Here is a 13,271-nt window from a genome sequence, read left to right as displayed (position 1 = left end):
TCTTAAAATTTGTTTTGGATAGAGGTTATTTTAGCGTCACCCCAAAGACTTTCAATGTTATAATACTCTCGAATGTGCGTTTGAAATACATGAACTACAATATTTACGTAATCCATCAAAACCCATTCGGCATTTTCGGAACCCTCCACGTGCCAAGGTTTATCCTTTAACTCTTTAGAAACTGTTTTTTGAATTGAATTTACAATCGCATTTACTTGCGTATTCGAAGAACCATTGCATATTACAAAATAATCCGTAGCTGAATTATCTATTTCTCTTAAATCTAAAATATCGATATTACTACCTTTAACTTCTTCTATTCCCTTGATAATGTTTGCTAATAAAACATCATTATTCACTACTTTCTTTGTCATTTATATTTTTTTGTCTGATTGGCAAAGTTATCAAAAAATGTCATTATTTTTGAACCTTAACACAACATTAAATTCTATTTTTACTTTTATTTTATGAAATTAATCAAACTCGATGCCACAGATTCAACAAATGATTTTCTAAAACAGTTAGCTACGGCTGAACGTCTTGAAAATTATACGATAGTTTCTTCACAAAATCAGATGAAAGGTAGAGGGCAGATGGGGTCAAGTTGGTCTTCAGAACCCGGTAAAAATCTAACATTTAGCGTGTTGTTGGTTGACGTTTTGCACAATGTCGAATCAATCTATAGTTTAAATATTGCGGTAGCATTAGCAATACTTGAGGTCTTAAAAAAAGAAAACATTCCGGAATTAAAAATTAAATGGCCTAACGACATTATGTCAGCCAATAAGAAACTTGGTGGCATTCTAATTGAAAATGCCATAAAAAACGTAAACGACATCCAATCCATTGTCGGTATTGGATTGAATGTAAACCAAAAAAACTACGACAACTTACCGCAAGCTTCCTCACTATGTCTAGTTTCAGGACAATTTTTTGACTGCAACGAACTTTTAACAAAAATTGTCAATCAATTAAAAATAAATCTAGAGATAATGAAAGAAAATAAGGGCTCTTTTTTATGGCAAAAATACCATCAATTTCTCTATAAAAAAGATATTCCGTCTGCTTTTGAAAATGCGAAAGGAAAAAAATTTATGGGAATTATCAAGCAAGTATTAACAAACGGGCAATTAGAAGTTATGAGGGAAGATGATTCTCTACAGCATTTTAATATTAAGGAATTGAAAATGTTGTTTTAAAAAAATAGCCCGATAAAAGAGTATCGGGCTAAAAGTAGTTTTATAATTTGTGCATATTATTTGCCAAGGTTTCGATGAATTTTCCAATTGGACCTTTTATCATCATTGCCATCATAGCATTAAATTCGCCTTCAAAATGCAAATGTACTTCCGTCGAATTTTCTGAAAGTGATTGTAAATTAGCTGTTAATGTAAAAGGCAACTTATCAGATGCTGCACCTAAAATCACTTTCGAAAAAGGAATTTTTTCCTTCATCTTTAATTTAATTTCAGGCATTCCCTTTAAACCGAAAATAAATGCATTTTCATCCAAAACTTCAAATTTCGCAATATTGTCCGGCATTAATTTTTCAAAATTCTTTACGTCGTTCAACTCATTGAATAAGTGCTCTGCAGATTTTTCAACAGTAACTTTTTGACTTTCTAAATTCATAGTCTTTATTTTATAGATTGTGATTCAACGCCCCAAGTCGACGGACTTACACGCCATTCTTGTAATGTTTTTTCTTCTTCCTCGGTAATATATTTTTTGGCTACAGCCAAAGTCAATAAGTTTTCATAGTTGCTTAAAGTGAATAAGTCGACATTTGCTTTTTGAAAATTCTCATTGGCAACATCAAAACCGTAGCTAAAAATGGCCGCCATTCCCTTGACATTAGCACCTGCTGCACGAAGCGCTTCAACCGCCATTAAGCTACTGTTTCCAGTACTTATTAAGTCTTCAATGACAACTACATTCTGCCCTTTTTGTAAAAAACCTTCAATTTGATTGAGTCTTCCATGCTTTTTAGCTTCTGGTCGAACGTACACAAATGGCAATGCCAGTACTTCTGCAACAAGCAACCCGATACCAATGGCACCTGTAGCAACTCCTGCAATTACATCTGGTTTTCCAAATTTTTTCTCAATATTTTTCGCAAATTCATCTTTCAGATAATTTCTGATTGGTGGAAATGAGAGTGTTATCCTATTGTCACAATAAATAGGCGATTTCCATCCCGAAGCCCATATAAAAGGATTTCCTGGATTTAATTTAATTGCGTTTATTTGTAAAAGCAATTCGGCTGTTTTGCTGGCTGTATCTTTATTAAAAATCATACTACAAATGTATAAAGTTTTTGTGAACGACAAACCTCTTTTTTTAACTAATGAAATTGTTAAAGAGACCGATTTTCAGCTTTTCTTACTTGAAAGCGCTGATATTAAACAGGTTATTGTAAAAATATTTCAAAATAAAATTCAGAAAGCATATCTCTACCATCCTGATGAGAAGGAGATTATGAAAACGTTAAAAACGAAAATTCCTGTTCAGAAGGCTGGAGGTGGACTCGTTTACAACGCTAAAAATGAAGTTTTGTTCATTTTTCGAAATGGAAAATGGGATTTACCAAAAGGAGGAACCGAGAAAGGAGAAGCCATCGAAGACACTGCAATGCGGGAAGTAGAGGAGGAAACTGGGGTAGGAAATTTAGAAATTGTTGAGAAACTTCAAAAAACCTATCATATCTTTAAAAGGAATGGAACGTTGAAATTGAAAATAACGCATTGGTTTGAAATGCGAACTTCTTTTGACGGAATTCCAGAAGGACAAGCCGAAGAGGGAATCGAAAAAGTAGCGTGGCTCAACCCAGAAGAAATTAAAGAAGCACTGAAAAACTCGTATGAAAATATTAAATTGCTTTTTGATGAAGAGCTAATTTCTGATGATAAAGCTTCCTAAATGAGCTTATTTCTCGCTAATTTTTTCTTTTCTCATTCACTTTATATTTTTAAATCTCGCAAAGTCGCAAAGATGCAAAGCAAGTGATGCAGGCTTTGCGACTTTGCGAGAGAAATTTTTTATACAGTACCTAAATATAATTAGACTCATTGGTGAAATTTGAATTTGCGAAGAAAGTCATCAAAAAAACATTTTTTTCGTTCAAAAAGCAGAATCAACGTATCTTTGCCGCATGAATAAAAATGTACCTTCCAATAATTTGCTTTTAAATTTAGGTTTTGACCAATTTAATGAAATGCAAATCGCTGCTCAAGAAGCTATTCTTGAGGAAAATAATGTCTTGCTTTTGTCGCCTACGGGTTCTGGAAAAACAGTTGCTTTTTTAGTGCCTATTTTCGAAATGTTGTTGCCCGAAATCCAATCGGTTCAATGTTTGATTATCGTTCCTTCGAGAGAATTGGGATTGCAAATTGAGCAAGTTTGGAAAAAAATGGGAACCAATTACAAAGTAAATGTTTGTTATGGTGGTCATTCTATCGATACAGAAATTAAAAATTTAAGTTCACCTCCAGCGGTTTTAATTGGAACGCCAGGACGAATTGCCGACCATATCGAACGTGGAACTTTCCGTTTAGACAAAATTCAAACCTTAATTTTAGATGAATTTGATAAATCGCTTCAATTGGGATTTCACGATGAAATGTCTTTCATAATTGGAAAACTTACTAACTTAAATAAAAGAATTTTAGTTTCGGCAACTGCTGATATTGAGATTCCACGTTATACAAGGGTGGTTAATCCTACGGTTTTAGATTTTATCAAACCGGAAGATAACGACTCTAATTTGAGTGTTAAATTAGTTCAATCGACAGAAAAAGATAAAGTGAATACTTTATTTCAATTGATTTGCGGATTGAAATCGGAAGCTGCTTTGGTTTTTTGCAACCACAGAGATGCTGCTGAACGTATTTCGGAAACACTGAATAAAAGAGGCATTTACGCTACTTATTATCACGGTGGAATGGACCAAGAGGAACGCGAACGTGCTTTAATTCAATTTAGAAACGGAAGTATCAATTATTTAATCACAACCGATTTAGCGGCTCGTGGACTGGATATTCCCGAAATGAAACACGTTATTCATTATCATTTGCCTTTAAAAGAAGACGAATTCACGCACCGAAACGGTCGAACAGCCCGAATGTTAGCCTCAGGAACGGCTTATGTGCTTTTTCACGAAAACGACAAACAAATGGATTTTATCGATTATAAAATGCCTGTTTTGAATGTTAAAGAGAATAAAAACCTACCGCAACCACCAAAATTCCAAACGGTTTACATTTCGGGTGGAAAGAAAACCAAGTTGAATAAGTTTGACATTGTTGGGTTTTTCTCTCAAAAAGGAAAATTAGAAAAAGACGATTTGGGACTTATTGAAGTCAAAGATTTTGTATCGTTTGCCGCTGTGAAATTCAATAAAGTAAAAGACCTTTTGCATAACATTAAAGACGAAAAGATGAAAGGCAAAAAGTTTAAGATTGAAGTAGCGAGGAATGTGATTAAGAAGGAAGAGGAGAAGTAGTTTGCAGTTTTCAGTCGCAGTTTTCAGTAAAAAAGTTTTCAGTGTTCAGTTTATAGTTATCAGTTGATTAGTGTTCATTTTTAATACTTTAATTATGGAAAATAAGGAAATTTCAAAAGACTCAGATTATCAACCTCGAAAAGGTTGGGATGAATTATTTCGAGTAATGCATGAAAATGGTGACGATAAACTGTTAATTGATGATGTATTTGAAGACGAGGAATTTGAAGCTTTTTAGAAAGATTTCTTAAGTTTTTAAAATAATCGAAAAATTTCAAAATAATTATTTTATGAAAAGTTTAAAAAAAACAGCATTTTTGTTTTTTATAATTCTGCTTTCTTGTCAAGAAAAATCGAATTCTGTTTTTCCTTTAACGGATTATGATACAGAAATTGAAATGAAAAAAGTAGGTGATGAAATGACGATCTTTGAAAATACTTTAAACAAATTATACAGAGAATCCGAAAAAAATCCACATAAGACTCTTGAGAAAATTGATAGTTTATATAAAGCCTATGAAAATGAAAAAGACATTTATAAAGTTCAAATAAAAGAAAATATTGCAGGAGACTTAAGAATGCTTAAAGCTGAATTGCTTTATAATATGGGTAAATACGAGAGATCTATTGACATTCTGAAAATGGGTACAAGTAGACACGATGAAGTTGGATTAGTTTGTAATTATGTTAAACTTAAAAAATTTGATGAAGCAAAACGAATTTTAGATAGCATACCAAATTACACTTTTAATACTTTTATTTATGCGAACTTTTACGAAACAATTGGAAAAAAAGCTGAAGCTTTAAAAATTTACAAATCGATACAAAAAGATAAAGGAATTAATCATTTTGTATATTACAAATTAGCAGTTGAAAGGATAAATGAATTGGAGAAAGAAACCCCGACTTTATTAAATAGTGTCTATTATGAAACGGGTAGGCCAGATTTTGAAGTTTGTGATGCAGACAATGAAAACAGAACAAAAATAATGAAACTTATTAGTCAACTACCTGAGGTCAAACATTTAAAAAATTGGAATTCGACTGAAATTTTTGAAGCTCCAAGACTCAATGGTAAAAATTATTATTGGATAAAAGTGAATAGCGATAACAATGAGCAATTTAATTTCTTTGTTTATCAAAAAACTTTTGAAATAAAATATTATGATAAAAAAAACAACAAACTTTTAAGTTTAAATGATTGGAGAAAGACAAGATAAAACCCATTGATTTCAATGGGTTTTACTTTTAATATATTTCTTTAATAGCAGATTTTTCTATCATTTACGATTTTAAAACTGACAACTGTTAACTGATAACCGACAACTAAAGTTTCTTCACATAAGCCGTAATAATCACAATTTGTTGTCCGTCCACTCGTCCTTCAATATACGTTTCATTTTCGTGGTCTAAACGGATATTTCTAACCGCAGTTCCTTGTTTGGCCACCATACTAGAACCTTTAACTTTCAAATCTTTAATCAGAACTACCGAATCTCCAGTATTCAAAATCACACCGTTACTGTCTCGGTGAATTATTTTATTTTCGTCGTCATCGGCTTCCCCTGTTGCTTTTGCCCATTCTAAGGTGTCTTCGTCCATGTACATTTGCTCTACCAATTCATGGTTTTTCAAACGATTTAGCATTCGCCAAGAAACCACTTGTACCGGAATATGTTCGCTCCACATACTGTCATTCAATAAACGCCAGTGGTTTTCATCCATGTTATCTGGATTTTCTATTTGGTCGATACACGTTGCACAAGCATAAATACTTTCGTCGATGTCGCCCTTTCTTGTAGGGAGAACGTCAAATTGTTTCAGGTTCTCGGTTGCACCACAAAGTTCGCAAGCGCCGTTGCTTCTTTTGTTTAATTCTCTGTCTAAATTCATTTTTATTGGGTGATATTAAGTTTATTTATTTTTTTACTCGAACGGCAGGCGGAACTAAAAGTTCATATTCGCCACCGTTTCGCAATACATCACGTACGATACTTGAACTGATGTAAGATGTTCTTGCAGCAGTTAATAAAAATACGGTTTCTATTTTCGATAACTTTCTATTTGTATGTGCGATTGCTTTTTCAAATTCAAAATCAGCAGGATTTCGCAAACCTCTTAGAATGAATTTAGCATTCATTTTTTTACATAAATCAATCGTCAAACCTTCATAAACTACTACTGAAATGGAAGGTTCATCAGCAAATGATTCTTCAATAAATCGTTTTCGGTCTTCTAATGAAAACATGTATTTTTTATCGGCATTGACACCAATTGCAACAACTATTTTATCAAAAAGAGGAATGCTTCTTTTGATGATGTCGAAATGTCCTAAGGTTATAGGGTCAAATGAACCCGGAAATATGGCTATTTTTTCCATAATGGTTTGCGTTTTAGTGCCAAATTAATTTCATTATCCAGTAATTTACTGAATTCTATTTGTGCATATTCGGCTTGTTGCGGAAAGATGCTTTGTGGTGAAAGTCCCGGATTGGTATTGATTTCAATAAAATGCGGAATGCCATCCATAATGATAAATTCACTTCTTGAAAAGCCTAACATACCTAAATTGTCATAGACTTTTGTCGCCATTTCTACCACTTTTTGGGTCATTGCTTCGTCCAATCGTGCAGGGGTGATTTCATCTGACTTCCCTAAATATTTGGCTTCGTAATCAAAGAAATCATTTTCAGAAACAATTTCAGTTAGTCCTAAAACCGTAGTTTTACCATTGAAATGCAAAACACCAACAGAAACTTCCATGCCTTTCAAATACGATTCAATCAAAATATCGCTGTCTTCTGCGAAAGCAAATTCCAATGCTTTTTCAAAATCTTCTTTATTATTTACTTTCGAAACACCTAAACTGCTTCCCGATTGATTTGGTTTTACGAAAAAGGGCAAACCCAATTCTGAAACTACATCATCCACGGAAATTGCAGTTCCTTTCGTCAAATAAATGGATTTCGCTTTCGGAATATTGAATTTTGAAAGTACAGATAAGGTATCTCGTTTGTTAAAAGTCAATGCCGACTGATAAAAGTTACAACCTGTATAAGGAATTTCAAGTAACTCCCAGTAGGCTTGTAAATGTCCGTCTTCACCTGGAGTACCGTGAACAGTGTTGATTATAGAATCAAATTGGGTCTTAATTCCGTCTTTGGTAAACGAAAAATCAGACTTGTCGATGTTGTATTTTTGATTATCAATAACAGCAAACCAACCTTCCAAAACGACGTGAACTTCAAACGATTTATATTTGGAGTTATCCAAGTTTTGCAAAATCAATTGACCACTTCGAAGCGAAATCACAGATTCGTCCGAATATCCACCCATTACAACGGCTATTTTCATAGTTTCAAGTACATTTAGTACCGCAAAAATATCATTAATTATTGAAACGGAAAACCTTTAGTATTTTTATATCTTTGCAGCAAATAAAATAAATATGAGTTTACGAAAATTTCTAACCAGCAAAGTATTTTTAATACAAATTGGAATAGCCATTGCCATCATTGCTGTGTTGGTTTTTGGAATGATGAAATGGTTGAGTTCTACTACAAATCATGGAGAAGAAATTACCGTTCCAGATTTGAGCAAGTTGTCTGTAGAACTAGCGGAAGAGAAATTAAACGCTCTTGATTTAGAATATGTATTGCTTGATACAACAGAATTTCAAAAGGGATTCCCGAAATTTTCTGTGGTAAAACAAGACCCAATTGCCGGTGCAAAAGTAAAGCAAGGACGTAAGATTTATATAAAAGTAAATTCAGATTCGTACCGCGACATCGTGATGCCCAATTTAATTGAGCAAAGTTTGCGTCAAGCAGAACCAACTTTGAAAGCCTTAGGCTTAGAACTTGGTGAGAAAACCTACAAACCTTATTTAGGTAAAGACATGGTTCTTGAAATGCGATACAAAGGAAGAAAATTAAACCCAGGAGATAAAATACCAAAGGCCTCTAAAATCGACTTAGTATTAGGAGATGGAAAAGTAGGATTTGAAGAAGAACAAGAGGAAACTATTCCTACAGATAATTTGGACGAAGAATTTTAATGATGACAGAAGAACATACACCCGAAATAGAATTAGACGACGATTTATTTGAACATTTTAGATTTGAAATTCCCAAAGGACAAGAGTTCCTGCGAATTGACAAGTATTTGATGCACATGTTGCCCAATTCGACTAGAAATAAAATTCAAAACGCAGCGACCAACGGAAATATTTATGTGAATGACGTTCCCGTAAAGTCGAATTACAAAGTGAAACCCTTTGATGTAGTTCGGATTTTATTGTCGCATCCACCTTTTGAAAATAGAGTAGACCCAGAGAATATTCCGTTGAATATTGTTTATGAAGACGACACTTTATTGTTAGTAAACAAAGAACCTGGAATGGTTGTACATCCTGGACACGGGAATTATACAGGAACTTTAGTGAATGCTTTGGCGTATCATTTTGAGAATTTGCCAATGAACTCGAGCGAGCGACCAGGACTCGTTCATCGAATTGACAAGGATACTTCCGGACTTTTGGTTATTGCCAAAACTGAGGCTGCTATGACGCATCTCGCCAAACAATTTGAAGCGAAAACTTCTGAAAGAGAATACATCGCTCTAGTTTGGGGAAATGTAAAAGAAGACCAAGGTACGATTGAGGGAAATATTGCAAGACACGTTAAAGACCGAATGCAAATGGCGGTTTTTGCTGATGAAGAAATTGGAAAACCAGCCGTTACTCATTATAAAGTTTTAGAGCGTTTTGGTTACGTAACGTTGATTTCGTGCCAATTAGAAACTGGTAGAACCCACCAAATTCGGGTGCATTTGAAACACATTGGTCACACGTTATTTAATGACGAACGTTATGGTGGTCATTTGATTTTAAAAGGAACAACTTTTACCAAATACAAGCAGTTTATTGACAATTGTTTCAAAACATTGCCAAGACAAGCACTACATGCTAAAACATTAGGTTTCGTTCATCCAACAACCGGAGAAATGAAACGCTTTGACACCGATTTACCCCAAGATATGCAAGATGTCATTGAGAAATGGCGCAATTACTCCAAGTCGCACAGTAGCGACGAAGATGAATAAATAGAGAATGCCTTGATGAAAATTGAGGCATTTTTTTATTCAAATAACCTCCAGCAGCCGTGGTAAGTCTATATTGAATTGTTTTATTGCTTACCACGGACGTGGTAACCATATAAAATATAATTTTAGTGCTTACCACGGACGTGGTAAGTGTATATTGAATTGTTTTAATGCTTACCACGGACGTGGTAACGTTATAAAATATAATTTTAATGCTTACCACGGCTGTCTTAGGTTAAATCAGAAAAATAATAGATATAAATACGGCTTTGAGCATATCAAGGCATCTTTTTTATAATTCGTCGGGAAGACCTAGTGCTTTTCGCAAAATAATTTCAAAGGAAGATTCGCTTGGAAATGGCATTCTTGCATTGACAAAATTTCCGTTAGGGTCAATTAATATAAATCTTGGGATGCTTTCCACATTATAATCAATTGCAAACTGTTGTGGATTATTCAAATGCAATTGTGGTATGGTTTGAGATTTGTTCTTAGCTTCTATATACCATTTCAGCTTATCCTGGTCGGTACTCAAAGCTATGAATTGTATGTTTTCGGTTTTATATTTGATTGCAAATTTTTCAAAATAAGGCGATTGAATTTTACAAGGACCACACCAAGTTGCCCAAACATCAATTAAAACATATTTTCCTTTTAAATCAGTTATGGAAAATTGTTTTTCATCTATAGTAGTCGCTTCAAATAGTGGCGCCATTTTTCCTTTGGCTAAGCTTTCAAACATTTTGCCCAAGGCTGTAATTCTTTTCTGATATTTTGCATCTTTAAAATTTACATAATAATCTGCGACCAAACCGTTTCTTTCAGTTGTACTAGACGCTTCTTCGAGGCTTTTTTTCAATTGCCAGAAGAGCATTTTATCTTTAAAAGCGCTTTTTTCTAATTGAGAAATAGCCATAAGTGCTTTCGTACCTTCGTCAACATCCTTTTTATTACCTGAAATTAATTGACTTTTAACATAATTGAAATACGCTTCATCACTTAACAAACTTTCGTCGGTAAGGGATAAACTGCTTTTTATTTCTTTGATGTTTTTGCTTTCCACCGTCTTTTCGTTCGGGTAAAGCGCCTGTCTTTTCTGTATCAAATCGTTCCACAAGTTGAGATATTTAGTGGAAATTAAATTCCTTGAACGATTGATGAAATCGTTTTTGGGCATGTAATTGTCAACGGTTCTAAAGGTGTTTGGCTTTGCAATGGCATCTTTCCACTCGTCATAAATTGCATCAGAAATCAACTCAGGTTTGTCTAGATTCATGTTCTCACGCAAATAGAATTCTGCCTGACTCCAGCTAAATTCGTTTTGTTTTTGAATTTTGTTTTCAGCCAATCGGGTGCCAAATACTTTAACATCTTTCGTAGAGTAGGAAATCTTACTGTCAATATAGAGACTATCATTAGTTCCGAAAAATATATTTCCTCTAAATTTTTCGTCAAAAGCGATGGTATAGAAATCGGAATCCAAGTGCTTATTTACAACATAATTAAATTCGCCATTTCTAATAGGAATTACTGCTAAAGTATCCTCTACAACCAAATCTAAAACGTACATATTTTGAAAAGGAATATCGCTCTCAATCTTACCCGAAATCACAGTCCTATTGTGGTTGTCCATTTGATTGGGTTGCATGAGCCAATAAAATAAACCGCCAAAAAGCACTAAAACGAAAACAAGGCTTGCGATTTGTTTTGGACGACCAAAAGCAAATGTAAGTGTCTTGAATTTGTACCAATTGTAACCCACATACAACAATATAAATGCACAAATAAAGCTAATGGTTTCAGTAAAAGTAAGCCAATAACCCAAGTCGCTTCCGTCGGGAACATTCGCCACATTTGCAAGAATTTGGTACGGATACCAAACAGGAACCAAATCAAATGGCATCAGAAAAGCAGTCAATAAAAGGCCGAAAAAGCCAATAATGATGGTCCAAATAAAACTAGAAATTAAAACGGAAATCACATATTGCAAAGCAACAACAAAGAGCGATGCCACGAAAAGCCTACCAGCTATATTTAAAATTTCAACAAAAGGAATTTCCATTATAGCAGCTTTTGGAATCGTAACAATGAATGTAAATAGCCACGCAAGTGTAATAGAAGTAATTATAAAAGATATTATGGCTAGAATTATTGCCAATAAAATAAGTGTAAACTTCGAAAAGAAAATGGAGAATTTAGAAACAGGTTGGGTTTCCATCAATTGCCAGCCGCCATTTTTATGGTCGATTTGAGTTATTCTACTCACCACAATAATAATCATCAGGGGAAAAAAGAAATTGGCAAACGGAAGCATACTTCCTTTTGTAAATTCTAAGATGTAATTATAAGGAAGCCTAGAAACGACTGCATTTGAGCGCTCGATAATCATCACGGTAAAGTACAAAAGGGGAGAAACCAATCCAAAAATAATACTCATCCAGTAAAATCCCGTTCCTTTCTTTTTGATGTGTTCGGCTTGCAAGGCGGTGCTAAAACGTGCTACTTTCTTGTCCATATTATTTTTTATCAATTAATGTCATGAACCAATCTTCTAAACCATCTAAAATTTTGACTTCATAAATGTGTGCATCTTGAACAACCATACTCTTTATAAAAGCAGGAATAAGCTCTTTTCTGCCTATTTCAAGTGTAATTTCATTGTCAGCACTCAAAAGAACATTATGATAGTCGCCTAGTTTTGAAATCCAGCTTGCTGCATCATCTATTGTAATTTTAATTTTGCATCCGCCCGTTTTTTCAGAAAGCGCTTTCATCGTGCCCTCAAACTGCAATTTTCCATGATTGATAATGGCAACGTGGGTACACATCTTTTCAATTTCACTCAGTAAATGACTGGATACAAAAATAGTTACTCCTCGTTCTTGATTGAGTTTTACTAATAATTTTCGCATCTCCACAATTCCATTTGGGTCCAAACCATTTACGGGTTCGTCCAGCAGTAACAATTCTGGCTCGCTCAGTAAAGCCATGGCAATCGCTAAGCGTTGTTTCATCCCTAAGGAATATTGTTTTGCTTTCCGATTACCGTCTTTTGATAAGTTGACAATCTCTAGTATCTCGGGGATTTTTTTGTCAGAAATACCTCGAAGTTTAGCAATGTACTTTAGATTATTAATTCCGGAAAGGTGCAAATACAAAGCAGGCGACTCTACCAATGAGCCAATCTTTGTAAACACTTGCGGCAGTTGGTCTTGTAATGGTTTTCCAAACAACTTAATAGAATTTCCTTGTTCTGGAATAATTCCAGTCAATAATCGCATCGTTGTTGATTTTCCTGCGCCATTGGGACCAAGAAACCCATAAATCGAACCTTTTGGAACCGAGATAGAAATGGCATCTAATACTTTTCTGTTTTTTGAATATTCAAAAGATAAAGATTGCGTTTGGATGATGTAGTCGGGCATAAGTGATTGTTTTGGTGTTGCTAATGTAGGGAAAATTTGTTAAAAACTTGATGTAAAGAATCTTTCAAGAGCTTGTTTATTTCTGTTTTTTTAACATTTCAGTTATGACTGTTAATTAGCTGATTTTGAGATTAAAAAAATTAAAATCCCTTTAAAATAAAAAAGAAAAGAAAAAAAAATTGGATAATAGAGGACGAGAGTCTTTGGCGTTTGAGATATTTATCTATTTTTACGACTTTTTA

The 13,271-nt window shown here is 34.0% G+C and carries 15 protein-coding genes; 7 read left to right on the top strand and 8 right to left on the bottom strand.

The features are described from left to right. Positions 1 to 2 precede the first annotated feature (2 nt). A complete protein-coding gene (gene rsfS, locus ACQ5J2_RS15040) occupies positions 3 to 374 on the bottom strand; it encodes a ribosome silencing factor (RefSeq protein WP_432671282.1) in 372 nt (123 codons plus the stop codon). A gap of 93 nt (positions 375 to 467) precedes the next feature. Between rsfS and ACQ5J2_RS15035 the strand changes: the two genes are divergently transcribed. Continuing rightward, positions 468 to 1,199, top strand: a complete 732-nt coding sequence (locus tag ACQ5J2_RS15035) for a biotin--[acetyl-CoA-carboxylase] ligase (RefSeq protein ID WP_432671281.1) — start codon at positions 468 to 470, stop codon at positions 1,197 to 1,199. Positions 1,200 to 1,239: 40 nt separating this feature from the next. On the opposite strand, the gene ACQ5J2_RS15030 is transcribed toward ACQ5J2_RS15035, so the two are convergent. Together ACQ5J2_RS15030 and pyrE are read right to left on the bottom strand one after the other, a co-directional pair. After that, on the bottom strand, positions 1,240 to 1,632 hold the full coding sequence (locus ACQ5J2_RS15030) for an SRPBCC family protein (RefSeq protein WP_432671280.1): 393 nt from the start codon (positions 1,630 to 1,632) through the stop codon (positions 1,240 to 1,242). A gap of 5 nt (positions 1,633 to 1,637) precedes the next feature. Then, positions 1,638 to 2,297: an orotate phosphoribosyltransferase gene (pyrE, locus tag ACQ5J2_RS15025; RefSeq protein ID WP_432671279.1), complete on the bottom strand. Its 660-nt coding sequence runs from the start codon at positions 2,295 to 2,297 to the stop codon at positions 1,638 to 1,640. Positions 2,298 to 2,304: 7 nt separating this feature from the next. Between pyrE and ACQ5J2_RS15020 the strand changes: the two genes are divergently transcribed. From ACQ5J2_RS15020 to ACQ5J2_RS15005, 4 genes are all read left to right on the top strand, one after another. Next, positions 2,305 to 2,919: an NUDIX hydrolase gene (locus tag ACQ5J2_RS15020; RefSeq protein WP_432671278.1), complete on the top strand. Its 615-nt coding sequence runs from the start codon at positions 2,305 to 2,307 to the stop codon at positions 2,917 to 2,919. 232 nt (positions 2,920 to 3,151) lie between these two features. Beyond that, complete coding sequence (locus ACQ5J2_RS15015) at positions 3,152 to 4,501, top strand: DEAD/DEAH box helicase (protein WP_432671277.1); 1,350 nt, start codon at positions 3,152 to 3,154, stop codon at positions 4,499 to 4,501. A 94-nt stretch (positions 4,502 to 4,595) separates the two neighbouring features. Beyond that, positions 4,596 to 4,739 carry a hypothetical protein gene (locus tag ACQ5J2_RS15010; protein WP_432671276.1) on the top strand — a complete coding sequence of 48 codons (144 nt, stop codon included), beginning with the start codon at positions 4,596 to 4,598 and terminating at the stop codon, positions 4,737 to 4,739. A gap of 52 nt (positions 4,740 to 4,791) precedes the next feature. Further along, complete coding sequence (locus ACQ5J2_RS15005) at positions 4,792 to 5,721, top strand: tetratricopeptide repeat protein (protein ID WP_432671275.1); 930 nt, start codon at positions 4,792 to 4,794, stop codon at positions 5,719 to 5,721. A gap of 106 nt (positions 5,722 to 5,827) precedes the next feature. On the opposite strand, the gene ACQ5J2_RS15000 is transcribed toward ACQ5J2_RS15005, so the two are convergent. Genes ACQ5J2_RS15000 through ACQ5J2_RS14990 form a run of 3 tightly spaced genes read right to left on the bottom strand, consistent with a single transcriptional unit; the run spans position 5,828 to position 7,855 of the window. Next, complete coding sequence (locus tag ACQ5J2_RS15000; protein ID WP_432671274.1) at positions 5,828 to 6,394, bottom strand: PhnA domain-containing protein; 567 nt, start codon at positions 6,392 to 6,394, stop codon at positions 5,828 to 5,830. Between the two features lie 25 nt (positions 6,395 to 6,419). After that, positions 6,420 to 6,881, bottom strand: a complete 462-nt coding sequence (gene coaD / locus ACQ5J2_RS14995) for a pantetheine-phosphate adenylyltransferase (protein WP_432671273.1) — start codon at positions 6,879 to 6,881, stop codon at positions 6,420 to 6,422. Continuing rightward, on the bottom strand, positions 6,869 to 7,855 hold the full coding sequence (locus ACQ5J2_RS14990) for a D-alanine--D-alanine ligase (protein WP_432671272.1): 987 nt from the start codon (positions 7,853 to 7,855) through the stop codon (positions 6,869 to 6,871). The genes coaD and ACQ5J2_RS14990 overlap by 13 nt, the downstream gene beginning before the upstream one ends. A gap of 94 nt (positions 7,856 to 7,949) precedes the next feature. Between ACQ5J2_RS14990 and ACQ5J2_RS14985 the strand changes: the two genes are divergently transcribed. Continuing rightward, positions 7,950 to 8,558 (top strand): PASTA domain-containing protein, encoded by a 609-nt coding sequence (locus tag ACQ5J2_RS14985; protein WP_432671271.1) that lies wholly within the window; start codon positions 7,950 to 7,952, stop codon positions 8,556 to 8,558. 2 nt (positions 8,559 to 8,560) lie between these two features. After that, a complete protein-coding gene (locus ACQ5J2_RS14980) occupies positions 8,561 to 9,604 on the top strand; it encodes an RluA family pseudouridine synthase (protein ID WP_432673321.1) in 1,044 nt (347 codons plus the stop codon). A 292-nt stretch (positions 9,605 to 9,896) separates the two neighbouring features. Here the strand turns inward: ACQ5J2_RS14980 and ACQ5J2_RS14975 are convergent, their stop codons facing one another. Together ACQ5J2_RS14975 and ACQ5J2_RS14970 are read right to left on the bottom strand one after the other, a co-directional pair. Then, positions 9,897 to 12,119 (bottom strand): redoxin family protein, encoded by a 2,223-nt coding sequence (locus ACQ5J2_RS14975; RefSeq protein ID WP_432671270.1) that lies wholly within the window; start codon positions 12,117 to 12,119, stop codon positions 9,897 to 9,899. Position 12,120: 1 nt separating this feature from the next. Continuing rightward, positions 12,121 to 13,029 (bottom strand): ABC transporter ATP-binding protein, encoded by a 909-nt coding sequence (locus ACQ5J2_RS14970; RefSeq protein WP_432671269.1) that lies wholly within the window; start codon positions 13,027 to 13,029, stop codon positions 12,121 to 12,123. Between the last annotated feature and the right edge of the window lie 242 nt (positions 13,030 to 13,271).

The sequence above is a fragment of the Flavobacterium sp. SM2513 genome, assembly GCF_050908145.1.
In the GTDB taxonomy this organism is placed as follows: domain Bacteria; phylum Bacteroidota; class Bacteroidia; order Flavobacteriales; family Flavobacteriaceae; genus Flavobacterium.
This window is presented reverse-complemented; position numbering and strand designations above follow the sequence as displayed.